Annotated in this window: 23 protein-coding genes and 1 tRNA gene; 10 read left to right on the top strand and 14 right to left on the bottom strand. The window is 67.9% G+C overall.

The window, feature by feature from the left end; all coding sequences use genetic code 11:
* Nucleotides 1-27 precede the first annotated feature (27 nt).
* Together B0I00_RS04755 and B0I00_RS04750 are read left to right on the top strand one after the other, a co-directional pair.
* Nucleotides 28-411, top strand: coding sequence for a BlaI/MecI/CopY family transcriptional regulator (locus tag B0I00_RS04755; protein WP_100866148.1), 384 nt, complete (start codon nt 28-30; stop codon nt 409-411).
* Nucleotides 408-1,907 (top strand): M56 family metallopeptidase, encoded by a 1,500-nt coding sequence (locus B0I00_RS04750; protein WP_100866147.1) that lies wholly within the window; start codon nt 408-410, stop codon nt 1,905-1,907. Before B0I00_RS04755 ends, B0I00_RS04750 begins: the two co-directional genes overlap by 4 nt.
* A gap of 60 nt (nt 1,908-1,967) precedes the next feature.
* Here the strand turns inward: B0I00_RS04750 and B0I00_RS04745 are convergent, their stop codons facing one another.
* From B0I00_RS04745 to ypfJ, 3 genes are all read right to left on the bottom strand, one after another.
* Nucleotides 1,968-3,116 (bottom strand): alpha-hydroxy acid oxidase, encoded by a 1,149-nt coding sequence (locus tag B0I00_RS04745; RefSeq protein WP_100866146.1) that lies wholly within the window; start codon nt 3,114-3,116, stop codon nt 1,968-1,970.
* 42 nt (nt 3,117-3,158) lie between these two features.
* A complete protein-coding gene (locus B0I00_RS04740) occupies nt 3,159-3,770 on the bottom strand; it encodes a hypothetical protein (protein WP_232730112.1) in 612 nt (203 codons plus the stop codon).
* A 97-nt stretch (nt 3,771-3,867) separates the two neighbouring features.
* Nucleotides 3,868-4,734, bottom strand: a complete 867-nt coding sequence (ypfJ, locus tag B0I00_RS04735; protein WP_100866145.1) for a KPN_02809 family neutral zinc metallopeptidase — start codon at nt 4,732-4,734, stop codon at nt 3,868-3,870.
* A gap of 191 nt (nt 4,735-4,925) precedes the next feature.
* On the opposite strand from ypfJ, the gene B0I00_RS04730 reads away from it, so the two are divergent.
* From B0I00_RS04730 to B0I00_RS04715, 4 genes are all read left to right on the top strand, one after another.
* A complete protein-coding gene (locus B0I00_RS04730) occupies nt 4,926-6,422 on the top strand; it encodes a M28 family metallopeptidase (protein WP_198519136.1) in 1,497 nt (498 codons plus the stop codon).
* Between the two features lie 85 nt (nt 6,423-6,507).
* Nucleotides 6,508-7,962 carry an IMP dehydrogenase gene (gene guaB / locus B0I00_RS04725; RefSeq protein WP_100866144.1) on the top strand — a complete coding sequence of 485 codons (1,455 nt, stop codon included), beginning with the start codon at nt 6,508-6,510 and terminating at the stop codon, nt 7,960-7,962.
* A complete protein-coding gene (locus tag B0I00_RS04720; protein WP_100866143.1) occupies nt 7,959-9,137 on the top strand; it encodes an RsmB/NOP family class I SAM-dependent RNA methyltransferase in 1,179 nt (392 codons plus the stop codon). The genes guaB and B0I00_RS04720 overlap by 4 nt, the downstream gene beginning before the upstream one ends.
* Nucleotides 9,138-9,175: 38 nt before the next feature.
* Nucleotides 9,176-9,682, top strand: coding sequence for a tetratricopeptide repeat protein (locus tag B0I00_RS04715; RefSeq protein ID WP_157812468.1), 507 nt, complete (start codon nt 9,176-9,178; stop codon nt 9,680-9,682).
* Here B0I00_RS04715 and B0I00_RS04710 read toward each other — a convergent pair.
* Complete coding sequence (locus tag B0I00_RS04710) at nt 9,679-10,179, bottom strand: RNA pyrophosphohydrolase (RefSeq protein WP_100866141.1); 501 nt, start codon at nt 10,177-10,179, stop codon at nt 9,679-9,681. The two genes, B0I00_RS04715 and B0I00_RS04710, sit on opposite strands and share 4 nt — an antisense overlap.
* Before the next feature lie 17 nt (nt 10,180-10,196).
* Complete coding sequence (locus tag B0I00_RS04705) at nt 10,197-11,135, bottom strand: alpha/beta hydrolase (RefSeq protein WP_232730111.1); 939 nt, start codon at nt 11,133-11,135, stop codon at nt 10,197-10,199.
* Between the two features lie 189 nt (nt 11,136-11,324).
* Here B0I00_RS04705 and B0I00_RS04700 point away from each other — a divergent pair, with 189 nt between their 5' ends.
* Together B0I00_RS04700 and B0I00_RS04695 are read left to right on the top strand one after the other, a co-directional pair.
* Nucleotides 11,325-13,274, top strand: a complete 1,950-nt coding sequence (locus B0I00_RS04700) for a 2-oxoacid:acceptor oxidoreductase subunit alpha (RefSeq protein ID WP_100866140.1) — start codon at nt 11,325-11,327, stop codon at nt 13,272-13,274.
* Nucleotides 13,271-14,323, top strand: coding sequence for a 2-oxoacid:ferredoxin oxidoreductase subunit beta (locus tag B0I00_RS04695; RefSeq protein WP_100866139.1), 1,053 nt, complete (start codon nt 13,271-13,273; stop codon nt 14,321-14,323). The genes B0I00_RS04700 and B0I00_RS04695 overlap by 4 nt, the downstream gene beginning before the upstream one ends.
* Here B0I00_RS04695 and B0I00_RS04690 read toward each other — a convergent pair.
* On the bottom strand, nt 14,289-15,083 hold the full coding sequence (locus B0I00_RS04690; RefSeq protein ID WP_100866138.1) for a phosphatase PAP2 family protein: 795 nt from the start codon (nt 15,081-15,083) through the stop codon (nt 14,289-14,291). The two genes, B0I00_RS04695 and B0I00_RS04690, sit on opposite strands and share 35 nt — an antisense overlap.
* Nucleotides 15,084-15,147: 64 nt before the next feature.
* Between B0I00_RS04690 and B0I00_RS04685 the strand changes: the two genes are divergently transcribed.
* A complete protein-coding gene (locus B0I00_RS04685; protein WP_100866501.1) occupies nt 15,148-16,536 on the top strand; it encodes a cryptochrome/photolyase family protein in 1,389 nt (462 codons plus the stop codon).
* A 10-nt stretch (nt 16,537-16,546) separates the two neighbouring features.
* Here the strand turns inward: B0I00_RS04685 and B0I00_RS04680 are convergent.
* The 5 genes from B0I00_RS04680 to infA form a co-directional block, all read right to left on the bottom strand.
* Nucleotides 16,547-16,622 (bottom strand) — tRNA-Phe (locus tag B0I00_RS04680).
* A 59-nt stretch (nt 16,623-16,681) separates the two neighbouring features.
* Nucleotides 16,682-16,849, bottom strand: a complete 168-nt coding sequence (yacG, locus tag B0I00_RS04675; protein ID WP_100866137.1) for a DNA gyrase inhibitor YacG — start codon at nt 16,847-16,849, stop codon at nt 16,682-16,684.
* Nucleotides 16,846-17,820, bottom strand: a complete 975-nt coding sequence (locus B0I00_RS04670) for an Rne/Rng family ribonuclease (protein ID WP_100866136.1) — start codon at nt 17,818-17,820, stop codon at nt 16,846-16,848. Before B0I00_RS04670 ends, yacG begins: the two co-directional genes overlap by 4 nt.
* Entirely contained in the window at nt 17,813-18,394 is a 582-nt protein-coding gene (locus B0I00_RS04665) for a Maf family protein (protein ID WP_100866135.1), read from the bottom strand. Before B0I00_RS04665 ends, B0I00_RS04670 begins: the two co-directional genes overlap by 8 nt.
* The gene (gene infA, locus B0I00_RS04660) at nt 18,391-18,636 is read right to left on the bottom strand and encodes a translation initiation factor IF-1 (protein WP_100866134.1); all 246 of its coding nucleotides are present in this window, start codon (nt 18,634-18,636) and stop codon (nt 18,391-18,393) included. Before infA ends, B0I00_RS04665 begins: the two co-directional genes overlap by 4 nt.
* A gap of 259 nt (nt 18,637-18,895) precedes the next feature.
* Here infA and B0I00_RS04655 point away from each other — a divergent pair, with 259 nt between their 5' ends.
* Nucleotides 18,896-21,361 (top strand): TonB-dependent receptor plug domain-containing protein, encoded by a 2,466-nt coding sequence (locus B0I00_RS04655; protein ID WP_232730110.1) that lies wholly within the window; start codon nt 18,896-18,898, stop codon nt 21,359-21,361.
* Between the two features lie 8 nt (nt 21,362-21,369).
* On the opposite strand, the gene B0I00_RS04650 is transcribed toward B0I00_RS04655, so the two are convergent.
* The 3 genes from B0I00_RS04650 to B0I00_RS04640 all read right to left on the bottom strand — a co-directional run bounded on the left by B0I00_RS04650 (nt 21,370) and on the right by B0I00_RS04640 (nt 23,303).
* Nucleotides 21,370-21,810 carry an MAPEG family protein gene (locus tag B0I00_RS04650; protein WP_100866133.1) on the bottom strand — a complete coding sequence of 147 codons (441 nt, stop codon included), beginning with the start codon at nt 21,808-21,810 and terminating at the stop codon, nt 21,370-21,372.
* Between the two features lie 13 nt (nt 21,811-21,823).
* Nucleotides 21,824-22,258: an MAPEG family protein gene (locus B0I00_RS04645; RefSeq protein WP_100866132.1), complete on the bottom strand. Its 435-nt coding sequence runs from the start codon at nt 22,256-22,258 to the stop codon at nt 21,824-21,826.
* A gap of 67 nt (nt 22,259-22,325) precedes the next feature.
* Nucleotides 22,326-23,303, bottom strand: coding sequence for a threonine ammonia-lyase (locus B0I00_RS04640; protein WP_100866131.1), 978 nt, complete (start codon nt 23,301-23,303; stop codon nt 22,326-22,328).
* Between the last annotated feature and the right edge of the window lie 30 nt (nt 23,304-23,333).

The following is a 23,333-nucleotide window of genomic DNA, read 5'->3' as shown; positions in this document are numbered from 1 at the left end:
TTACATCTGTAAACGTGAGGTGAGGGCATGGCGGACGAGCAATCCGGCGAGCGCATCAGCGACGCCGAACACGCGGTGATGGAGGCCTTGTGGGCCAAGTCGCCGCTGACCGCCAACGAGGTGGCCGATGCCGTCGCCCCGGCGCGGGGCTGGGGCCTCGCCACGGTCAAGACGCTGCTCTCGCGCCTCGTCGCCAAGCAGGCCGTGCTGACCGAGCCCGACGGCAAGCGGTTCCTTTATTCGCCCGCGCTTGAACGCGACGCTTATGTCGGCGGGGAATCCCGGCGGCTGGTCGATCGCCTGTTCGGCGGCCGCGCCGCGCCGCTTTTCGCGCACCTCGCCGAAGCCGAAGCGCTGAGCGAGGCCGACATTGCCGAGATCGAGGCTCTCTTGCGGGAGCTGCGCAAATGACCTGGCTTGTCGACACGCTGTTCGTGACCGGCGCCCTGATCGGCCTGGTCCTGCTGATCCGCGGCCCAGTGGCGCGCCATTTCGGGCCGGCCCTGGCCTATGCGCTGTGGCTGCTGCCACTGCTGCGGCTGATCGTCCCGCCGCTCACGGTCCAGACCAGGCCGCCGCTGCAGTACGAACCGGTCCTGTTGATGAGTGCCGAGGCCGTTGCCGAACCGGTCGCCGCCCCGGCGTTCGATCCCTGGCCCTGGCTCGCCGCGATCTGGCTTGCCGGAGCCGGGCTGTTCCTGGCCTGGCGCCTTGGCGGCTATGCGCTGATGCGCCGCCGCACCCTGCGCGGGGCAAGCCTGGTCGAGCGGCGCGGCGGGATCCGCATCGTCGAAACCGATGCCATCGCTGTGCCGGTCGCTTTCGGCGTGATCGACAAGGTCGTCGCCCTGCCGCGCGGGTTTGCCGCCAGCTGCGATGCCCGCTCGCGCGACCTCGCCATCGCCCACGAACTGGAACATCACGCCGGACGCGACATCGCGGTCAACTTTGCCATGCAGCCTCTGCTCGCGCTGCACTGGTTCAACCCGCTTGCCTGGGCGGGCTGGCGCGCGCTGCGCCGTGACCAGGAGGCGGCCTGCGACGCGCGGGTCCTCGCGGGCCGCGACGCCGCCACCCGCGCAGCCTATGCCCGGCTGATCGCCGCCTTTGCAAAAGGCCGCAATCTTAGCCTGGCAACGCCGATGGCCTGCGCCGTCGTTACCGAAAAAAGCATCGTTTATCGCCTGAGGAGCCTGACCATGACCGAACCGACCGCGAGCCGCCGCATGGCCGGCCGCCTGCTGATCGCCGCGGGTGTCATCGCCCTGCCGCTGACCGCTTCGATCTCTTATGCGACCGCAGAGAATGTCCCCGCCGCGCCCGTGCCGGCGGCCTCGTCGGCACCCGCCGAAAAGCCGGTGGTCCACAAGGAGCACCGCATCGTGATCGTCCAGAAGGACGGCAAGGACGATGCCAAGCTGAAGACCAAGGTTATCGAAAAGGATGGCAAGACCATCGTCTTCAAGACCGACAAGGATCTGTCCGAGGCTGAAGTCGAAGCCCATGTTGCCAAGGCGATGTCCGCCATGCCCATCCCACCTGAACCGCCCGTGCCGCCGGTACCGCCGGTTCCGGGTGAAAAGCGCCGCGTGATGATCATGTCGGACGGCGGCGATGCCCATGGCAAGCACCGGGTCATGCTGCTCGACGGTGAACCGCTTGGCGGGAGCTGCACGAACGAGGCGGTCCAGTCACAGGCGCAAGCCAGCGAAGCCGGAACCGATGGCAAGACGAAGACGGTTCGCATCCGCTTATGTTCGATCGGCCACCACATGGCCAAGGCGGTCGAGGGCATCCGCGCCGCGCGGGACCGGATCGCCAAGGATTCCGAGATGTCGGCAACCATGCGCGACACGATCGTGAAGCAGCTCGACGCCGAGATCGCGAAGCTTTCCAAGCAAGGTTGAGCCCCTTCGCCTTGGACGGACGGCAGGGGCAGCACAGCGCCCCTGCCGTTTTTGCGCGTTCTAGCGGCGGCGCAGGCGATCCGGCGAAAGCTGGTCGATCCGCGTGACACCCATCAGCTTCATCCCGCGCTCGATCTCTTCCTTGAGGATCGTCAGCGCGCGTTCCACGCCGTCCTGGCCGGCTGCGGCAAGGGCGTAGAGGTACAGCCGTCCGCCCGACGCCGCCGTCGCGCCGCTGCACAGCGCCTTCAGCACGTGGGTCCCGCGGCGAATCCCGCCATCGCAGATGATCTCGATCCGCCCACCGACGGCGTCGACGATCTCGGGGATCTGGTCGAACGGGGCGCGGCTGCCATCGAGTTGCCGTCCGCCGTGATTCGATACCATGATCGCATCGATCCCCATGTCGGCGGCGCGGCGCGCGTCGGCCACGCTCATCACGCCCTTGAGGCAGAAGGTGCCGCCCCAGTCGGCGCGGATCTGTTCGACCATCTTCCAGTCCATCGACTGGTCGAGCATTTCGGAAAAATAGCGCTGGATAGAGACCGGTTCGGCCGTCCCCTGGCGTACATGGGTGTCGAGGTTGGGCAGGGCGAACTTTTCGCGAAAGACGTAATCAAGTCCCCAGCGCGGCTTGACCGCATAACTGAACAGCGAGGACGCCGTGAATTTGGGCGGCGAGGAGAAGCCGCTGCGCAGGCAGCGTTCGCGCTTGCCGCCGACGATGGTGTCGACGGTCAGCGCGATGGCATCGAACTTCGCCGCCTTGCACCGTTCGATCATCGAGGCGTTGAGCCCGCGATCCTTGTGGACGTAGAGCTGGAACATCTTGGGGGTAGAGATCAGCGCGCCGATCTCCTCGATGCTCACGGTGGCCAGGCTCGAGATCCCGCACCACAGGCCGAACTTTTCCGCCGCCCGCGCGACCGCTCGCTCGCCCTGCCAGTGGAACACGCGCTGCAGGGCGGTGGGGGAAAGGATCAGCGGCAGCGCGCTCTTGCGGCCCATGATCGTGCAACTGGTGTCGATCGTCTCGACCCCGGCGAGTACGTCGGGAACCAGATCGACGTCGGCAAAGGCGGCGGTGTTGCGCGCCTTGGTCAACTCGTCATCCGCCGCCCCGTCGATGTAGTCGAACACCGGCCAGGGCAGGCGCCGCTTCGCGAGCAGGCGGAAGTCGTCGATGTTGTGGCAGTCGGCAAGGCGCATGGCCGCGTTGTAGCGCCCCGCGCAGCCGCGGCCAAGCTGTGCTCAGGGCGTAGGCTGGACGACCGGACGGGCCACGATCTTGGTGCCGTCGGCGGTGCGTCTGGCGCCCTTGTCGACGAAGGCGACGAGGCCGTTGGTCGCCGGCCGGGCCACGCCCTTGCAGCCCTTCTGCTGCGCCATGCCCTTGAGGAAACCGCGGCGCGTGCTGCCGGCGATGATCGCCGACTGCAGCTTGCGCTCCTGCGCATTGGCGCCAGACAGCTCGCGGATGAGGCCCCTGAACGGGATCAGCGAACCGACCACCGACTGCGCGACCCGGCCCGGATCGACCTTTTCGCCGTCGCTGTCGGGCACGTCGATATCGTCTCCGAGGAGCGTGTTGAGATCGCCGACCGCTGCGTTCAGCCTGGCACAGCTGGACAGGCCGTCAAGCGCATAGGGCCTCTCCTGTGCCGCGATCAGCAGCGGCGGGATGCCGGTCTTCTTGATGTTGAGGTCGGACAGCGGGGTCAGCGCGACATCGTCGGCGCCGACCTTCTGTTCGGTCACGGGAGCGGGCTTCTTGTCGTCGTCCTGCGCGGTCGCAGCCGATGCCGTCCCGAGTGACAGGAAGGCGAAGGGTAGTACGGCGCAGGCGGCAAGCATACGGTGCATAGCAGGCGGTCCCTTGTCGGAAGGGCCGCAAAGTCAGCCTGTTCCAGTTACCCGTCCATTACGTTTGAACAGCCGCAATGGTTCCCGCCAATACCGTCTAGCTGCGCAGGTCGGCAAAGGTATCGCACTGGTTTTCATCGCCTGTTTCCATGCCCTTGCGCAGCCAGGTCATGCGCTGTTCGGCGCTGCCGTGGGTGAACGAGGCCTCGACCGGGCGGCGTCCCGCCGACTTCATCAGCACGTCATCGCCGATCTGGTGCGCGGCGCGCAGGCCTTCTTCCATGTCGCCCGCGTCAAGCTTGTCGCGGTTCTTTGCCGCCCAGACCCCGGCGTAGCAATCCGCCTGCAGTTCCATGCGCACTTGCAGGTTGTTCGCGCGCGAGGGGTTCTGCTGCTGGGCCGAGCGGATCTGGTCCGACAGGCCGACCATCGTCTGGATGTGATGGCCATACTCGTGCGCGATGACGTAGGCGCGCGCGAAATCGCCGCTTGCGCCCAGCTGCTGGTCCATCTGCCGGTAGAAGTCGGTGTCGATGTAGATGCCCTGGTCGGCGGGGCAGTAGAACGGCCCCATCGCGCTCTGCGCGGTGCCGCAGCCAGAGCTGCCGGCCTGGCTATAGAACGCCAGCTTGGGTTGACGGAACTGGATGTTGTCGCGTGCGAAGATCGGCTGCCAAGTCTTGTTGAGTGAAGAGAGGGCGTTGCACGTCTCGCGGCTGACCTCGTCGACGGTGCAGCTTTCGCTGACATTGGTGCCGCCGGCGGGTGCAGCCTGTTCCTGCCCCACGCCGCTTTGCTGGACCGCGCCGATGGTCTGCATCGGATCGACGCCGAACACGAAGTAGGCGATCAGGGCGATGACGATCGTGCCGCAGCCGACCTGCCCGCCGCGACCGATGGGCAGGCCCCTGCCGCGTTGATCTTCGACGCTGATCGAACCGGGATCGAAATCATCAAGGCGCATGGCATCCCTCCAGAGGCAGCGGTCGTGTCGACCGGCATGAGCGATAACGAGCCAAAGCGCCATCCGTTTCCTCGATCCGTTTCATCTGACAGTCAGGAACTGTGTGCCTTTGCTGCAACGTGACGACAGGAAGGGAGTGCGACACGTTCGATGCGCTTGTGGTCGGGCGGGGCTGCTGTAGATATGGCGCGATGAAACGTTTCTGGCGAACGATGAATGGAGCCGCGTTCGCGCTGCTGGCAGTGGCACTTGCCGTTGCGCCGGCGGCGGCCGCGCCGCGCGTCAGCAAGGAGCGGCAAACCCTGCTGTCGCAACTGCGCGCGCACATCACCGAACTGGCCAGCGACGAGTACCAGGGCCGCGAACCGGGCACCGATGGCGAGGCGAAGACGCTGCGCTATCTCGGCAAGCAGTGGTTCGACATCGGCCTCGAATCGGGCACCAACGATCCTGGCCACGCATGGTTCGTGCCGGTCGCGCTTATCGGTCGCGAGTCGGCGCGCTCGGCCGCGCTGTTCACGCGCAAGGGCCGGCGCATCGCGTTGCCCGACAGCGAGGTGCTGGTCCTGACTTCGGGCAAGCGCAGCCTGCTCGAAGGCGCGCCGGTGCTGTTCGTCGGCTCCGGCGATGCGATCCCCCCGCGCGCCGAACTGGCCGGCCGCATCGCCCTGCTGCTTGACGGCGGGCGCGAGGGGACCGAACGGCAGAACGCCATTCTCGGCGCAGGGGCATCGGCGGTGATGACCGTGCTCGACGGATCGCGCACCTTCGCCGCGGTCGCGGCGCAGCGGCGCAAGCAGGGCTACAGCATTGCCGGCGAGGAGCTTGGCGGCGATCTCGAGGCGTTCATCAGCCCGGCCGCGCTCGACAAGGCCCTGGCCGGCACCGGGCAATCGGTCGCGAGCCTCAGGCAGGCGGCGACCAGGGAAGGTTTCGCGCCGTTCCGCCTCGATCTTGCCGCCACCTTCGAGGCGACCACGCGCGAGACGCGGATCAACACCCACAACATGATCGGCCGCCTGCCCGGCAAGCGACCCGATCTGGGCGCGGTGCTGATCATGGCGCACTGGGACCATTTTGGCCGGTGCGCGCCCCAGGCCGCCGATCACCAGATCTGCAACGGTGCGATCGACAACGCCAGCGGCCTTGCCGCCATGACCGAAATAGCCCGCCGCCTCGCGCGCGGGACGCCGCTGGACCGCGATGTCTATTTCGTGGCGACCACGGCCGAGGAACTGGGGCTGCTCGGCGCTCTGGCCTTTGCCGAGAATCCGCCGCTGCCACTGAAGCAGATCGTCGCCGCCTTCAACATCGACAGCATCGCGCTCGGCCCCGCGGGCCAGCCCTTCGGCGTGGTCGGGGCGGGGATGACGCCGCTCGATCCGCAGATTGCCGCGGTGGCCCGCCAGCAGCGCCGCAAGATCGCCTCGGGCAACGCGGCCAACATGTTCGTCAAGCGGCAGGACGGCTGGGCGCTGATGCAGCACGATGTGGCTGCGGTCATGGTCTCTTCCTCGTGGTCGGACCTCGAGAGGGTGCAGCGGTTCATGGATGGCGACTATCACCGCCCGACCGACCGGGTGAAGCCCGACCTCGAACTGGGCGGCGCGGCCGACGACGTCGACTTCCACATCGCCCTGGTCCGCTGGTTCGCCGACGCGCGCAAGGTGCCGTCGGCCGCGAAGTAAGCGCGCCGCCGCGCTTGCCCTTCGGCCGCGCTGTGTTTACGTGGGCCGCCACGAATCGCCCCCTTTCAGGACAGCGCTGGCTTTTATGGAAATCCCCCTCGGCCTTACCTTCGACGACGTCCTGCTGAAGCCGGCCGAAAGCGACATCGTGCCGTCGATGGCCGATACCCGCACCCGCCTCAGCCGCGAGATCGCGCTTAACATACCGGTCGTCTCCTCGGCGATGGACACGGTGACCGAGGCCGACATGGCGATCGTGATGGCGCAGCTTGGCGGGATCGGGGTGCTTCACCGCAACCTCACCATCGAACAGCAGGTCGCCTCGGTGCGCCAGGTCAAGCGCTTCGAAAGCGGCATGGTCGTGAACCCGATCACCATCGCCCCCGACGCCACGCTGGGAGAAGCGCAGGCCTTGATGGACGCGAACCGCATCTCGGGCATTCCGGTGGTCGAGGCGGGCGGCAAGCTGGTGGGTATCCTGACCAACCGCGACGTGCGCTTTGCCGACAATCTGCGCCAGCCGGTGCGCGAACTGATGACTCACCAGAACCTCGCCACGGTCAAGGCCGGGGTCAGCCAGGACGAGGCGCGCAAGCTTCTGCACCAGCGCCGGATCGAGAAGCTGCTGGTGGTCGACGATGCGTTCCGGTGCGTCGGGCTGATCACGGTCAAGGACATCGAGAAGGCGGTGAACTATCCTTCGGCCACCAAGGACGCCACTGGCCGCCTGCGCGTGGCCGCGGCAACCACCGTGGGCGACAAGGGGTTCGAACGGACCGAGGCGCTGATCGCCGCCGAATGCGACGTGGTCATCATCGACACCGCCCACGGCCATAACAAGGACGTCGCCCGCGCGGTCGAACGGGTCAAGAAGCTGAGCAATTCGGCGCAGGTCATCGCCGGCAACGTCGCCACCTATGACGCCACCCGCGCGCTGATCGATGCCGGGGCCGATGCGGTCAAGGTCGGCATCGGCCCGGGCTCGATCTGCACCACCCGCGTCGTCGCAGGCGTCGGCGTGCCCCAGCTTACCGCGATCATGGACGCGGCTCGCGCCGCCGAAGGCACCGGGGTTCCGATCATCGGCGACGGCGGCCTGCGCTCGTCGGGCGATGCGGCCAAGGCGCTGGCGGCGGGCGCGTCGTGCATCATGATCGGATCGATGCTGGCCGGCACCGAGGAAGCGCCGGGCGAGACGTTCCTCTACCAGGGGCGCGCCTACAAGAGCTACCGCGGCATGGGATCGCTGGGGGCGATGGGATCGGGCAGCGCCGACCGCTATTTCCAGGGCGACATCAAGGACCAGATGAAGCTGGTGCCCGAAGGGATCGAGGGCCAGGTCGCCTACAAGGGCCCGGCCAAGGACGTGATCCACCAGCTGGTCGGCGGGATCAAGGCGGCGATGGGTTATACCGGCAGCGCCACGATCGAGGACCTGCGCACCCGCGCCCAGTTCGTGCGCATCACTAACGCGGGCCTCAAGGAAAGCCACGTCCACGACGTGACGATCACCCGCGAGGCGCCGAACTACAAGTCGTGACTCCGGCGGCGCGGGTTCAGGCCGCGATCGAGGTCCTCGATGCGGTGATCGCCGCCGCGCGCGGACAGGGCGCCAGTGCCGACCGCGTCATTGCCGACTGGTTCCGCACCCGCCGCTTTGCCGGCAGCGGCGATCGCCGCGCGGTGCGCGACCTGGCCTATGCCGCGATCCGCGCCTGCGGACCCGTTCCCGCCAGCGGACGCGCCGCCATGGTCCACCTTGCCGCGCACGACCCCGCCTTGGCCGCGCTGTTCGACGGATCGCGGCACGGCCCGGCACCGCTCGTCGCGGACGAGCCCGAGGCCGAGGGCGGGATCGCTCCGGCGTGGCTTGAGGCGCGCCTCGCTGCGAGCGGCATCGCGGACGACAGCGCCAGGGCCCTGCTGGGCCGCGCTCCGCTCGACCTGCGGGTCAATGCCCTCAAGGCCGACCGCGCGAGCATCGACCTGCCGCTGGAAGGCGAGCCGCTTGCCGCGCCGCAGGGCCTGCGTTTCCCCCACGGCACCCCGGTCGAACAGTGGGTCGCCTTCAAGGACGGGCGGATCGAAGTGCAGGACGGCGGCTCGCAACTGGCCTGCCTGGCGGTGGGGGCGCATCCGGGCGAGACGGTGATCGACCTCTGCGCCGGGGCAGGGGGCAAGACGCTGGCCCTGGCCGCGGCCATGGCGGGGAAGGGCCGCCTTATCGCCTGCGACACCGACCGCGCGCGTCTCTCGCGCCTGGCCCCTCGCGCCGAACGCGCGGGCGCGACCTTCATCGAGACGCGGCTGCTCGATCCCGGGCGCGAGGCTGAAGCGCTGGCCGACCTTGCCGGCACGGCCGATGCGGTTCTGATCGACGCGCCGTGTTCGGGCACCGGCACCTGGCGCCGCAACCCCGAAGCGCGCTGGCGTCTGACCGAGGCCGAGCTGGCCAGGGTGACGGCCATCCAGGCGCGGCTGCTCGACGTGGCGGCTGGCCTGGTCCGGCCCGGCGGCCGCCTCGTCTTCGTAACCTGTTCGCTGCTCGACGCCGAAGGGGCCGATCAGGCTGCGGCCTTTCTCGCGCGCCATCCGGACTGGACGGCGCAGGAGTTCGCCTTAGGCGCCGGCAGCGTTCGAGGTGCCGGAATCCGGCTCGACCCGGCGCAGGATTCGACCGATGGATTTTTCATCGCAGGTTTAGTTTCGCCGTGATACCAAGGCAGGCCATGCCCGGATTCAAGGAGCACTTGATGCGCTACATGCCCGCTGCCCTAGCCCTGTCCGCGATCGTGGCAATCACCGCCAGCGTGGGCGAAGGCGCGCCGCCGGCGCCGCTCGATGGCCGGGCTGCAGCGCTGGTCGAACAGGGCCGCGCCGCGCTGGCTGCGGGCCAGGCCGACCGGGCGATCGACTTCTACGAGGCAGCGCTGGCCGTGCAGCCGGGCCATGTCGCGATCTACCTCAACCTGGCGGAGGCTACCCGCCGCGAAGGCATGCAGGGCAAGGCGCTGCACTATTACCGCGAGGCGCTGGAGCGCGAACCCGACAACACCTACGCGATCGCCGGCGAAGGCGCGGCGCTGGTCGAAAAGGGCGCGGTCGAAAAGGCCAAGCGCAACCTGACCCGCCTGCAACAACTGTGCGGCGCGTCCTGCGCCCCGACCCAGCAACTCGCCGCCGCGATCCAGAAGGGTCCTACGGTACAGGTCGTCACCGCCGATCAGGTCGCGGTGAAGCCGGAAGTGTCGGCGAACTAGATCAGGTCGCGGAACTCGTCGAGCACGGCGCGGTAGACGCGCTTCTTGAAGGGTACGATCAGGTCCGGCAGCTGGGCCGGACTGACCCATTGCCACGCTTCGAACTCGGCCGGGTCGTGCGCGTCGAGGCGCACGTCGCTGTCCTCGCCGCCAAAGCGGGCCAGAACCCAGTGCTGGCGCTGGCCGCGATACTTGCCGCCCCACAGCTTGCCGATGAGATCGTCGGGCAGGTCGTAGAGCAACTCCTCGCGGGTCTGGGCGAGCAGGGTGACGTGGCGTTCCTCGACGCCGGTTTCCTCCCACAGTTCGCGCAGCGCGGCGGCGCGCAGTTCCTCGCCGTCATCGATCCCGCCCTGCGGCATCTGCCAGTAGGTTCCGCCCTCGTCGGGCTGGCCGCGCGTGTCGATGCGCTTGCCGACAAAGGCGTGGCCGGCGTGGTTGACCAGCATGACGCCGACGCAGGGTCGATAGGGCAGGGCGGAAAAGGGATCGTTCATGGCCCGCGCCCTTAGCCTCAAACCTTCATCAGCATCAACTTCATCGCGGCGATGACCTTGTCGGTGGCCGCTGCGGCGCTGGGCAGGGCCTTGCGCGTGGTCGAGAAATCGTGGGTCAGGCCGGCCATGTGGAGATAGAGCGTGTCGACGCCCGCCGCGACGAGCTTTTCGGCGATGCGCCGGCCCTGGTCCTGCAGCACGTCGAGCCCGGCGGTCACCACGATCGAGGGGCACATCCCTTCGGCGCTGGCGTAAAGCGGGAAGGCGCGGGGGTGGCCGCTCTCGGGTTTGTAATGCGAATAGAACCAGTCCATCACCACGCGCGTCAGTAGGTGCTTTTCGGCGAAGGTTTCCATCGATCCGTCCTGCGATTCGTCGGTGCAGGGGTAGAGCAGCACCTGCAGCAGCATTGGCGCTGCGGCCGGCTTGTCGCACAGTGCACGCGCGACGACGGTGGCAAGGTTGCCGCCCGCGCTGCCGCCGATGGTGACGAGCCCGGTGATCGTCCGATCGAGTTCGGCCGGGCTGCCCGCCAGCCACCGCGCTGCCGCCTCGCAATCGTCGGGCGCGGCGGGGAAGGGGTGTTCGGGCGCAAGGCGGTAGTGGACCGCCAGCACCGGCAGGTCGAGCTGCGCCGACAGTTCGGTGCAAAGCGCGTTGTGCGTGTCGAGATCGCCGATCACGAAGCCGCCGCCGTGGAAGAACACGATCGCCGGGGATGGCCCGCGCTCGGCCCGCACGTCGTAGAAGCGTACCGGAATGTCGCCGGCAGGCCCTGGGCAGGTCAGGTCGCGGATCACCGCCAGATCGCGCGGGTCGGCCTCGATCATCTGCTTCATCGCAAGGTAGCCTATGCGCTGTTCCTCGGGCACCAGCGCGTCGGGCGCGGGCAGGCTGTTGACCATGGCCAGGAAGCCCTGGACGTCTTCGCGGAAGTTGGGGTTGTGCTCTGTCACCTGGCTCGCCTCTCTCGTCTGGCTGTTTTAATCGACAGGTTAAGGCGGCAGATGCCCCTTGACTAGCCGCCTTGTCGGGCCTCTTGTCGAATTGCGCACAGGACAGTTTTTCTTGATTGCGCGCATGGATGGGAGGGGACTAGGGAACCGCCGAACAAGGCGGCCCATCCGCCTGAACAGGACTTTTGCATGGCCACCCAACTCGCCGAACCTGCCGCATCGACCAAGAATCACCCCGAAGCCGTCGTCGTCCGCTTTGCCGGGGACTCCGGCGATGGCATGCAGCTCACGGGTGGACAGTTCACCTTGTCGAGCGCGCTGTCGGGCAACGACTTCGCGACCTTCCCCGATTTTCCGGCCGAGATCCGCGCGCCCCAGGGCACGCTGTTCGGCGTCTCGGCGTTCCAGATCAACTTCGGCTCGACCGAGATCGATACCGCGGGCGATGCCCCCGACGTGCTGGTGGCGATGAACCCGGCGGCGCTGAAGACCAATGTCGGCGCCCTCAAGCCCGGCGGCCTGATCATCGCCGACACGGGCGAGTTTACCAAGCGCAACCTCGAGAAGGCGAAGTACGACGCCAGCCCGATTGACGACGGCAGCCTGGCCAAGTGGAAGGTGCTGGCTTTCGACATCAGCGCGCTCACGCTGGAATCGGTCAAGCCTTTCGGCCTTGGCAACAAGGAAGCGCTGCGCTGCAAGAACATGTGGACGCTGGGCCTCGCGCTGTGGATGTTCGATCGCGATCGCGCCCCGCTGGTCGACTGGCTCAACGCCAAGTTCCGCAAGAACCCGGTGCTGGCCGAAGCCAACATCGCGGCCTTGAACGCCGGTCACGCCTACGGCGAAACGGCGGAACTGGGCGGACAGCTGCACAAGGTCCATCTCGATCCGGTGCCGAGCCCGGCGGGCCTGTACCGCACGATCACCGGCGCCGAAGCGGTTGCGCTGGGCCTCGTTGCGGGCGCGCAGCTCGCCGACCTCAAGATGTTTTTCGGCGGCTATCCGATCACCCCGGCCAGCTCGATCCTGCATTATCTGGCGGGCATGAAGGAATTCGGCGTCACCACCTTCCAGGCCGAGGACGAGATTGCCGCCATCGCCGCCGCGATCGGCGCGTCCTATGCCGGGCATCTTGGTGTCACCTCCTCGTCGGGTCCCGGCATTGCGCTGAAGGGTGAGGCGATGGGCCTCGCCGTGATGACCGAACTGCCGCTCGTCATCGTCAACTCGCAGCGCGGCGGCCCGTCGACCGGCCTCCCGACCAAGACCGAGCAGAGCGATCTCTACCAGGCGGTCTATGGCCGCAACGGCGACACCCCGATGCCGGTGATCTCGGCACGCAGCCCGGGCGACGCGTTCGAATGCGCGATCGAGGCCTGCCGCATCGCGACCCAGTACATGACCCCGGTGATCCTCCTGACCGACGGCTACATCGCCAACGCGGCCGAGCCCTGGGCCGTGCCCGATCCGGCCACGTTCGAACCCTTCCCGGCGACCTTCCTCGACAAGCCCAACGGGCCTGATGGCACGCTGCTGCCCTATGCCCGCGACGAAAAGGGCGCGCGGCCGTGGATCAAGCCGGGCACGCCGGGCCTGATGCACCGCATCGGCGGGATCGAGAAGAACCCCGGCACCGGCAACCTCGACTACAGCCCCGCCGCGCACCAGGCGATGACCGACGCGCGCAAGGCCAAGGTCGACGGTGTCGCGAAGAGCATCCCGGCGCAGGACGTGTGCCTCGGCAATACCAGCGGCAAGCTCGCCGTGGTCGGCTGGGGCAGCACCTTCGGCCCGATCCACCAGGCGGTGCGCAAGGCGCGGGCCAAGGGGCTGGACGTCAGCCATATCCATGTCCGCCACATCTGGCCGCTGCCGGAAAACCTTGGCGATCTGCTCCGCTCGTTCGACAAGGTGCTGGTGCCCGAGATGAACACCGGCCAGTTCAAGACGGTGCTGCGCGACCAGTATCTGGTCGATGCCCAGCCGCTGACCAAGGTGTCGGGCCAGCCCTTCGCCATTGCCGAGATCGAGGCGGCGATCGCCACCTATTTCGACCACGTTCCGGGCAACGCCGGCGGCGACGAGATCGCGCCGAACGAGACGCAGCTGCCCAGCATCGAAAGCGCCAACCCATGAACGCCATCGCCACCATCACCACGACGCTGAAGGACTGGGAATCGGACCAGGAAGTCCGCTGGTGCCCGGGCTGCGGGGACTACGCGATCCTCAAGGCGGTGCAGCGCACCATGCCGGAAATCGGCGCCAATCCTGCGACCACCGTGTTCGTCAGCGGTATCGGCTGTTCCAGCCGCTTCCCCTACTACATGGCAAGCTATGGCTTCCACACGATCCACGGCCGCGCACCCGCCTTCGCGACGGGCATCAAGCTGTCGAACCCCGAACTCGACATCTGGCTGGTGACCGGTGACGGCGATGGCATGAGCATTGGCGGCAACCACACGATGCACCTGATCCGGCGCAACCTGAACTGCCAGATCATGCTGTTCAACAACGAGATCTACGGCCTGACCAAGGGGCAGTATTCGCCGACCAGCCGCCAGGGCACGACCAGCCCGACCACGCCGCTCGGCTCGGTCGATCGGCCCGCCAGCCCGGCCGCCTTCGCGCTGGGTTCGGGCGCGCGCTTCATCGGCCGCGGCTTCGACGTGTCGAAACACCTGCCCGACGTGCTCAAGGCTGCGCACGCCCACCGCGGCGCCGCCTTCATCGAGATCTTCCAGAACTGCATCGTCTACAACAAGGACGTGTTCGAGGATTTTGCCGCGCCAAAGGGCGCCGAAGACCGCCAGCTGTGGCTCAAGAACGGCGAACCCATGCTGTTCGGCAGCGACAAGACCGGCGGGGTCAAGGGCATCGCGCTCGACGCCGAGAAGCTGACGCTCAAGGTCGTCGACGTAACCGATGGCGATTGGCAGGGCGCGGGGGTGATCGTCCACGACGTGACCAACCGCTCGGTCGCGCACATGCTGGTCGAGATGCCGTTCGGTCCGTTCCCGATGGCCTTGGGCGTGCTCTACGACGATCCGCGCCCGACCTACGAGGACGCGGTGCTCGGCCAGGACGCCCAGGCGCGCGAAGGCAAGAACACCGATCTCAGGAAGCTGCTCGCCAAGGGCCAGACCTGGACCGTCAGCGAGGATCAGGGGCCGCTGTCGGGGGTTTGATCTCGGCCATTGCGCCGGGCGTCGCCGCCTCGATCGCCGCGGCGTTGTGATCGGCGATCCGGCGCGCCGGTCGGGCCAGAACGGCGGCGGCCAAGAAGGCCCAGCCGGCACCGCCCAGCCATCCTGCGATAACGTCGGTCGGAAAATGGACGCCGAGCATCACGCGCGAAAAGGCCACCGCCATCGACGCGACGACCGCGCTGCCGATGATCGTCCAGCGCACCGAACGGCGCCGGCTGAAGGTGGCGAAGGCCAGTGCGACGGCGATCATGCCCAGCGCCGAATTGAAGCTGTGACCGCTCGGGAAGCTCAGGCCGCCGGCGTATTCGAGATGCGGCACGAGGTCGGGGCGGGGGCGCCCGACTAGCGCCTTCAGCGTCAGGCCGACGGCCAACCCCGATAGCAGCGTCAGCAGCAGCAGCACCGCCTCGCGCCGCATCCGCAGGAACAGCAGCGCGGCCAGCGCCGCCATGGTAAAGGCGATGCGCAGGGTCACCCCGCCCAGCGCGGTGACGTCGCGCACCGCCTCCAGCGAAGCCTTGCCCCCGGCCCAGCCAAGGTCGCGGCTGTTGCGCCAGAAGCGGAGGCCCGCCGCGTCGAACGCGGCCGCCGCGTTCGAGTGAACCGCCCAGGCGACCAGCGCGAATCCGGCCCAGCACAGTGCGCCGACAAGCAGGGCATGGCTTGGCGTGATCTGCCAGCCCCGCGCGGGGATGACGATGGTCTCGGTCGGGCCGGTCGGCTGGGTCGCAACGTTCATCCGTGCACAACGTGGCAAAAAGGCCATGGTTGCAACCCCCGACGTTTCGCTACGTTGGTTGGCGATGAGCAAAGCCAAGGCCGACCAGTCTCCCGTCATCGTGTGGCTGCGCCAGGACTTGCGCCTGCGCGACCAACCCGCGCTTCGTGCTGCCTGCGAGAGCGGTGCGCCGGTCATTCCGGTCTATGTCCTCGACGACGATACGCCGGGACGCCACGCCATGGGCGGCGCCTCGCGCTGGTGGCTGCATCATTCGCTCGATGCATTGGCCAAGGACCTTGCGGCCAAGGGCTCGCGGCTGATCCTGCGTCGTGGGCGAAGCGCCCCTGCGCTGGCGGCCCTGGCAGAAGAGACAGGCGCGGACACGGTTTATGCCATCGATCATGCCGAGCCGTGGTGGCGGGCCGCCCAGGCCGAGGTCGCAAGGGCGCTATCGCTCGATCTGCATCCCGGGAACTACTTGGCCCCGTTCGGCTCGGTCCGGACCGGCGGCGGCACGCCGTTCAAGATCTACACCCCGTTCTGGCGCGCCTTGCAGCAGCAGATGCCGCCGCACCGGCCTGCCCTTGCGCCGCGGCATGTCCCTGCGCCCGCGCACTGGCCGCAGAGCGAGACACTTTTCGACTGGAAACTGCTGCCGACGCGGCCCGACTGGGCCGGCGGGATGCGCCGCGAATGGACCCCGGGCGAGGAAGGTGCTCAGGAACGGCTCGAGGACTTTGCCGATCGCGCCGCGCGCTACGAGCAGCAGCGGAACCTTCCCTCGGTCGAGGGAACATCGATGCTGTCGCCCCACCTCCATTTCGGCGAGATCAGCCCGGCGCAGGTCTGGCACGCGGTGGCGGGGAAGGGCGGCACCGTCGGCACCTTTCTTGGCGAGATCGGCTGGCGCGACTATGCCGCCAACGTCATCCTGCAGTTCCCCGACTATGGAACCTGCAACGCGCGCAAGGACTTCGACAAGCTGACCTGGCGCGGCGGCAAGGCGGCCGAGGCCGACCTCAAGGCCTGGCAGCAGGGACGCACCGGCTATCCTATCGTCGATGCCGGGATGCGGCAGCTTTGGGCGACGGGGTGGATGCACAACCGGGTGCGGATGATCGCGGCGAGCTTTCTCATCAAGCACTTGTTGATCGACTGGCGCCGCGGCGAGGAGTGGTTCTGGGACACGCTGGTCGATGCCGATTATGCCAGCAACGCGGTGAACTGGCAGTGGACCGCCGGAACCGGGGTCGACAGCAACATGTTCGTGCGGATCATGGCGCCGCTCGGCCAGTCGGACAAGTTCGATGCGGCCGGCTACATCCGCGAATGGGTGCCGGAGCTGGCGCAACTGTCGGACACGGAGATCCATGATCCCACGTTCCCGGTGAAGGGCTATCCCGAAAGGCTGATTGACCACCGCGCGGCGCGTGAGCGCGCGCTGGCGGCCTACGCCTCTCTTAAATCCTGATCTGAAGGAGTGGTGCCCGGAGGCGGATTCGAACCACCGACACGCGGATTTTCAATCCGCTGCTCTACCAACTGAGCTATCCGGGCATCGCCAAAGCGATTGGAAGCGCGCCTATGGCGAACCGCTTTGCGCTTGGCAAGGGGGCTTATGCCTTATCCGCCTCTTCATCTATGGCGGGCGGGCCGGGCAGGGCATAGCCATCGTCGAGCCAGCGCACCAGGTCGCGGTCCTTGCAGCGGGCCGAGCAGAAGGGGGCGTGTTCCGCCACGCGCGGCTTGCGGCAGATCGGGCAGGGTTTGGCGGTGGCGCTCATGCCGCTACCGCCTGCGCGAAAGCAGCTGTCGTGGCAAGCGCGGGATCGACCGCAACCCGCACCGGACGGCCGCTGCGCCGCGCGAGTTCGTCAAGCCATTCAGGCGCGAGAGCGGCCGCGACGGCGGTGTTGCAGGTCAAAAGGACGGTTCCGGCGCCCTCGACCATCTCGCCCTGCCGCAGCAGCCGCCGCGCCGATGCCTCCACGCGGCGCAGCTGCAGCAGGTGAAGCAGCGAGGGGTGACGCAGCCGCGCGACGATCTGGACGAAGCCGAAGCCGTTCATCGCCGTGCGCTCGTGCGGCCAGTCGGCCAGCAGCGCCCCCAGCGCCTCGTCCACCGCCTTGCGATCGGCCTTGGCGGCCAGCGTCGGGAAATCGATGCCGATCGATCCGGCCAGATCGAATCGCTTGATCGCCGCAACGATGGCCGGAACCGCGGTCAGGGCCAGGTCGCGCGGGGGGCGGTCGCCGTCGACATCGACCACGGTCATCGCCGGGGTCGGCGCGAAATGCAGCGACCCACCCGGGAACGCTACCCTGCTATCGGCCGCTTCGGCCCAGGCCTCGTCCCAGTCGCAGGCGGGAAAGCGGCGCACGACCCTGGGGGAATAGCCCAGCGCGCGGAGCGACTGGACCAGGCTGGGGCGAGGCTTCACGGCGGCGCTTGTCGGTCGCGCCTGCGCCAGCTTGGAGCGGCCGGCCTCTGGCTGGGCTGCGCGCGTCACTTCAAGCCGGATCGCAGCGCCTTCGCTGGCCTCGCGGGGCAGCCGGTCGACCAGGGCCTCCTCGTCATTGGCGAAGCGGGCCGTTCCGCGGGTCGAGCCGGCCGCGCGCGACACCAGCACGGCGTCCTCGACCTGCCCTTCGGCAAGGCTCCCGGGCCAGTCGATCCGGGCGTTGCGGACATGGCCGTTCTCGATCAGGACCGCGCGGTGTTCGGCGATCCCTTCTTCGACCAGGCACTCAATCAAGGTGCAGCCCCGAGGCTTTCAGAAGGGTGCGGGTTTCGAACAGCGGCAGGCCGATGACCCCCGAATGGCTACCGGCGACGAAGCGGATCAGCGCTTCGGCCCGGCCCTGGATGGCATAGCCGCCCGCCTTGCCCAAGCCCTCGCCGCTGGCGACATAGGCGTCGATCTCGGCCTCGGTCAGGCGCTTGAAGGTGACCACGGTTTCGACCGTGCGGGTCCGCACCGTGCCCGCCGTGTCGATTGCGCAGACCGCGGAGATACAGCGGTGCCGCCGTCCAGAGAGCAGATCGAGGAGTTTGCGCTGCACCGCTTCGCTTTCGGCTGGCGGCAGGATGCGGCGGCCTACGGCGACGGTCGTGTCGCCGGCCAGCACCACTTCGCCCTCGCCGCGCGGCACGGCGCCGGCCTTGGCCTCGGCAAGGCGCAGCGCATAGGCGCGGGGAAGCTCGCCCTTCAGCGGGCTTTCGTCGATATCGGGGCTGCAGATGCGTTCCGGTACGACGCCGATCCGGGCCAGAAGGTCGCGGCGGCGCGGCGAGGAGGACGCAAGGACGAGTTTTACGGGGCCGCTCAATAGGGGCCGGGGCCACCGCGACCCGGCATGAAGCGGTAGGTGATCCGCCCCTTGGTCAGGTCGTAGGGAGTCAGTTCGACCAGCACTTCGTCGCCCACCAGCACGCGGATGCGGTTCTTGCGCATCTTGCCGGCTGTGTGGCCGAGGATTTCGTGATCGTTTTCCAGGCGGACGCGGAACATGGCGTTGGGCAGCAGTTCGACCACCGTTCCGCGCATTTCGAGCAGTTCTTCCTTCGCCATCCGCGCTTAAAGTCCGTTTGAGGTGTGCATCATTGCGGCGGCCCATAGCCGCGAGCGCGCCAAAAGGAAAGAGCGGGATTTCCGCGCGTTTCAGCGCAAATGTATCGACACCAAGACAATTTGATACCCGGCGGCAGCTTGCCGCACCGCAACATGACTGCCAGTCGGACGTTGATGGCCGACTGCGCCGCACCCCGCACGTGGCCCGACCGGCCACCGCAACAGTCGCCGTTCAGACCGAACCACGCATAGGACGTTCATGTTGAAAGTTACCGGATCCATCGCGGCGATCACCGCCGCGCTCGTCGCCCAGCCGGCTTTTGCGCAGGATGCGCCGCCGCCGGCCGATGTCGCCAGTTCGACCGTGGCAGAGCCGGCCGACGGCGTGGACGCCGATCCCGCCATCGCCGCAGGCACCGGCGAGACGGCCAGCACCGACGAGGCAATCGGCACGGGCGAGGATGCGGAAATCGTCGTCATCGCCACGCGCCTGCGCGGCCAAGTCGAGGCGGTGCAGCCGCCCGTCGCGACCTATGACGAGGCAGATATCGCGGCGCTCGGTGCCGGATCGATCACCGACCTGCTCGCCCGGGTGAGCCCGCAGACCGGCTCGGGCCGGGGGCGCGGCGGACAGCCGATCATCCTCGTCAACGGGATGAGGATCAGCAACTTCCGCGAAATGCGCAACTATCCGCCCGAATCGATCCGGCGCATGGAAGTGCTGCCCGAGGAAGTCGCCCTGCGTTACGGTTATCCCGCCGACGCCCGGGTCGTGAACTTCATCCTCAAGGACAACTTCCAGAGCCGGTCCGTCGAAACCAAGCTGGCCCTGCCGACGGCGGGCGGATTCAGCACCTGGTCGGCAGAGGGCACCCTCCTGCGCATCGACGGGCCGAGCCGGCTCAGCGCCACGGTCACCGCCGACGATACCAGCCCGCTGACCGAAGCGGAGCGCGCGATCACGCCGACCAATTCGGCGGTTGCGGGGCAGCCCGATCCGCAGCTCTACCGCTCGCTGATCGCCGATTCGCGCAATCTGGGCGCGAACGTCAGCTGGTCGACCGGGATCGGGGCGGACAAGAAGGGCGGCCAGCTCAGCCTCAACGGCAACGTCAGCCGCGCCGACAGCACCAGCGGGTCGGGACTCGACGCGCTGCTGGCGCCGCTCGAGCGGGCCAGCCGGACGACCACCGTCGCGGCCGGGGCAGGGCTCAACACCTCGCTCGGCGCATGGCAGCTTTCCGCCACGGCCGATGCCAATCACACCGAAGGCCGGACGCTGATCGACCAGTTCGACGGCGATGGAACGGACATCGCCTCGAGCAACACCGACAGCCTTGCCAGCCTGGTGACGCTGATGGGACGGCCGCTGCGCCTGCCCGCGGGCGAGGTCGCGGCGACGGTCAAGGCGGGCTATGCCTGGTCGAACATCCAGAGCGCCGACACGCGCAGCATAGCGGGACCGGTCAACCTGACACGGGGCGATGTGTCGACGGGCATCAATCTGGCCGTGCCGATCGCCAGCCGCCGCGAAGGCGTGCTCGACGCGATCGGCGATCTCACCGCCAATTTCAGCGCGGGCTACAATCACCTGTCCGATTTCGGCAGCCTGACCGACTGGAGCGCGGGGCTGAGCTGGTCGCCGACCGAGCGGCTGGGCTTTCAGGCAAGCTATCTGGTCAACCAGGCCGCGCCCAGCCTGGTGCAGCTCGGCAACCCGAGGACCGAAACCTACAATGTGCCGGTCTACGATTTCACCACGGGCCAGACGGTGCAGGCAACCGTGATCGGTGGCGGCAATGCCGGCCTGGTCAAGGAACAGCAGCGCGATCTCAAGCTGGGGGTCAACTGGCAGATCCCGGGCATGACCAATTCGAGCCTGCTGGTCGAATACTTCCGCAACAGCTCGAGCGATGTCAGCGCCAGCTTCCCGCTGCTGACGCCCGAGATCGAGGCGGCTTTCCCGGGGCGCGTCACGCGCGATGCGAGCGGCCGGATCGTCTCGGTCGACCAGCGCCCGGTGACGCTCGCGGAACAGACGGGCAGCCGGATCCGCTGGGGCTTGAACCTGGGCGGGACCATCGGCAAGGCCGATCCTTCGACAGGTACGGGGGCGTTTGGCATGGGTGGCGGTGGACGGCGGGGCGGCGCTGGCGGTCCCCCTTCCGGTGGCGGCCCGCGGATGGGCGGCGGCGGCGGCCGCGGCGGCATGGGCGGGATGATGGGCGGCCCCGGCGGCGGGCAGGGGCGGTGGAACTTCGGTCTCTACCATACCGTGCAATTGACCAGCCGGGTTCTGGTCGCGCCGGGCGGGCCGGCGCTCGACCTCCTCGCCGGCGATGCCCTGAGCAGCGGCGGTACGCCGCGCCATAGCCTCGAATTCAACGCCGGCGGGTTCTACAAGGGCTTCGGCACCTTCATACAGGGCACGTGGAGCGCGCCGACCCGCGTCAGCGCCAGCGGTGCGCCGGGCACCAGCGACCTGCGCTTCGGCGCATTGGCCAAGGTCAATGTCAACATGTTCGCCGATCTTGGCCGGATGGCCAGCGTGACCAAGGCCGTGCCCTTCCTCAAGGGCTCGCGCGTCGGACTGCAGGTCGAGAACGTGTTCGACGCCCGGCAGCGAGTGACCGACGCCAGCGGCGCCGTCCCGCTGTCCTACCAGCCCGACTACCTCGACCCGCGCGGCCGGGTGATCTCGCTCACCTTCCGCAAGCTGTTCTGAGCCGACGCCTAGCCGTGGAACACCGCGATCAGCAGATGAACCACCAGGGCCATCAGGCACAGCGATGACAGCGCGAACAGCAGGAAGCGCGGCATAACCTTGTTGACCGTGGCCTGGAACACCGAGTGGGCAATGCGCAGCGCGACATAGACCCAGGCGATCGTCAGGTTGAGGCCGTCGCCCTGGCCGATGATCGCGAGAGCAAGTGCCACCGCGTAGAACACCGTGGGCGCCTCGTGCAGGTGATTGTAGTTGTGCGCTTTCCACTGCACCTCGCGCGGCAGCAGGCCTTCCAGCATTGACCCGGTCCAGCCCTGGTCGGCGCCGGGTTCGGTGGGTTTGGGCAGCTTGTTGATCGCCGGGATGCGCGTGGCGTACATCCACACCCACATGATCATGGTCCAGCCGGCGAGGACCGTCAGTGGCTTGAGGATTTCCATTCCGATCATCGTCTTTCCCCCTTCAGGCCGCGAACAGCGTCAATTTGGCTGCGTGCAGCACCAGCACGATCAGGCACAGCGTCGACAGGATGAACAGCGTGAAGCGTACCGGGATGCGGTTCACGGTCGCCTGCCAGATCGAATGGACAATGCGCAGGCCGACGTAACCCCAGGCGAACAGCACGTCGTGCGGGTGCGGGCCCAGCACCGCCAGGATCAGGATGGTCGGATAGAAGATCGTCGGTTGTTCGAGCAAGTGCGCGTAATTGTGCGACTTCCAGTTGACCTGGTCCGGCAGCACACCTTCTAGGTTCTGTCCGCGCCCGCCTGGCGCGGCCGACTTGGCGGTGATCCCCACCTTGGCCATGGCGGGAAAACGCGTTGCCGCCGTCCACACCAGCATCACGAGTGTCCACATGATCAGCGCCACGCCGGGCGCCAGGATCTGAGCCTGCATGATTTCTCCCCCTTTGGTTCGCCCATTGGCGACGGAGGAGGTTTGCCACATTGATTGCGGATTGCAACTAGTCGCTTGAGGCGATGACCCTGGCAAAGGCATCGGCGTCGGTGTTGCCGCCCGACAGGACGATTGCGGTGCGCCCGTCGGTCGGCACGCGCCCGGCAAGGACCGCCGCCAGCGCCGCGGCGCCGCCCGGCTCGACAACGAGGTGCAGGGTCTTGAAAGCCCAGCGCTGCGCCGCGCGCACTTCGGCGGGGGAGACGACCTCGATCCGCTTCACCCTTTGCCGGAGCACGGCGAAGTTGATCGGACGGGTCGCCGGGGTCTGCAGCGCGTCGCAGGCTGTCGGCATGGTGGGGTCGGCCACCTTGACGATTTGCCCCGCGGCGAGGCTTGCCCGTACGTCGTCCCAGCCTTCGGGTTCGACCGGGATCACTTCGGCATCGGGGCAGGCGAGGGCGAGCCCTGCCGACAGGCCGCCGCCGCCGCAGGGGCAGACCAGCCGGGTCGGACCGTCCAGTCCGCGCTCCGCCAGTTGCCGGGCGATCTCGACCCCCGTGGTGCCCTGGCCCTCGATCACCCAGGGATCGGCGAAGGCGTGGACCAGGGTCGCGCCGCTCCGGTCGACAAGGCGCTGGGCAACTGCATCGCGGTCTTCGCCGCCAGGGCGATCGTAAAGCACGACGTTTGCGCCGAGCGCCCGGGTCGAATCGAGCTTCACCTGCGGGGCGTCGCTCGGCATGACGATTGTCGCCGCGATGCCCAGCCGCCGCGCCGCCCAGGCCACCCCCTGGGCGTGATTTCCGCTCGATACCCCGACAACGCCGCGGGCGCGCTCGGCTTCGCTAAGGTCGCTGAGCCGGTGCCAGGCCCCGCGAATCTTGAACGCGCCGACCGGTTGCAGGCTTTCCGCCTTCAGCCAGACCGGCTGGCCGTCGATAGCGCATTCCAGCAGTGGCGTCGGCGGCAGCAATTCGGCTATCTTGGCGGCAGCACGGGCCACTCCGGCAGCGTCGGGTGCCCTCATCGGTTGTGAAGTCATGGCCGCAGCCTATATGGCGCGGATGCCTTC

Source organism: Novosphingobium kunmingense, from assembly GCF_002813245.1.
GTDB lineage: Bacteria > Pseudomonadota > Alphaproteobacteria > Sphingomonadales > Sphingomonadaceae > Novosphingobium > Novosphingobium kunmingense.
The sequence above is the reverse complement of the archived record's forward strand: the minus strand, read 5'-3'. Positions and strand labels throughout refer to the sequence as shown.

Coding starts and splice junctions, on each gene's coding strand:
- B0I00_RS04755 (WP_100866148.1), top strand. CDS start 28: ATGGCGGACGAGCAATCCGGCGAGCGCATCAGCGACGCCGAACACGCG.
- B0I00_RS04750 (WP_100866147.1), top strand. CDS start 408: ATGACCTGGCTTGTCGACACGCTGTTCGTGACCGGCGCCCTGATCGGC.
- B0I00_RS04745 (WP_100866146.1), bottom strand. CDS start 3,116: ATGCGCCTTGCCGACTGCCACAACATCGACGACTTCCGCCTGCTCGCG.
- B0I00_RS04740 (WP_232730112.1), bottom strand. CDS start 3,770: ATGCACCGTATGCTTGCCGCCTGCGCCGTACTACCCTTCGCCTTCCTG.
- ypfJ (WP_100866145.1), bottom strand. CDS start 4,734: ATGCGCCTTGATGATTTCGATCCCGGTTCGATCAGCGTCGAAGATCAA.
- B0I00_RS04730 (WP_198519136.1), top strand. CDS start 4,926: ATGAAACGTTTCTGGCGAACGATGAATGGAGCCGCGTTCGCGCTGCTG.
- guaB (WP_100866144.1), top strand. CDS start 6,508: ATGGAAATCCCCCTCGGCCTTACCTTCGACGACGTCCTGCTGAAGCCG.
- B0I00_RS04715 (WP_157812468.1), top strand. CDS start 9,176: ATGCGCTACATGCCCGCTGCCCTAGCCCTGTCCGCGATCGTGGCAATC.
- B0I00_RS04710 (WP_100866141.1), bottom strand. CDS start 10,179: ATGAACGATCCCTTTTCCGCCCTGCCCTATCGACCCTGCGTCGGCGTC.
- B0I00_RS04700 (WP_100866140.1), top strand. CDS start 11,325: ATGGCCACCCAACTCGCCGAACCTGCCGCATCGACCAAGAATCACCCC.
- B0I00_RS04695 (WP_100866139.1), top strand. CDS start 13,271: ATGAACGCCATCGCCACCATCACCACGACGCTGAAGGACTGGGAATCG.
- B0I00_RS04690 (WP_100866138.1), bottom strand. CDS start 15,083: ATGAACGTTGCGACCCAGCCGACCGGCCCGACCGAGACCATCGTCATC.
- B0I00_RS04685 (WP_100866501.1), top strand. CDS start 15,148: ATGAGCAAAGCCAAGGCCGACCAGTCTCCCGTCATCGTGTGGCTGCGC.
- yacG (WP_100866137.1), bottom strand. CDS start 16,849: ATGAGCGCCACCGCCAAACCCTGCCCGATCTGCCGCAAGCCGCGCGTG.
- infA (WP_100866134.1), bottom strand. CDS start 18,636: ATGGCGAAGGAAGAACTGCTCGAAATGCGCGGAACGGTGGTCGAACTG.
- B0I00_RS04655 (WP_232730110.1), top strand. CDS start 18,896: ATGTTGAAAGTTACCGGATCCATCGCGGCGATCACCGCCGCGCTCGTC.
- B0I00_RS04650 (WP_100866133.1), bottom strand. CDS start 21,810: ATGATCGGAATGGAAATCCTCAAGCCACTGACGGTCCTCGCCGGCTGG.
- B0I00_RS04645 (WP_100866132.1), bottom strand. CDS start 22,258: ATGCAGGCTCAGATCCTGGCGCCCGGCGTGGCGCTGATCATGTGGACA.
- B0I00_RS04640 (WP_100866131.1), bottom strand. CDS start 23,303: ATGACTTCACAACCGATGAGGGCACCCGACGCTGCCGGAGTGGCCCGT.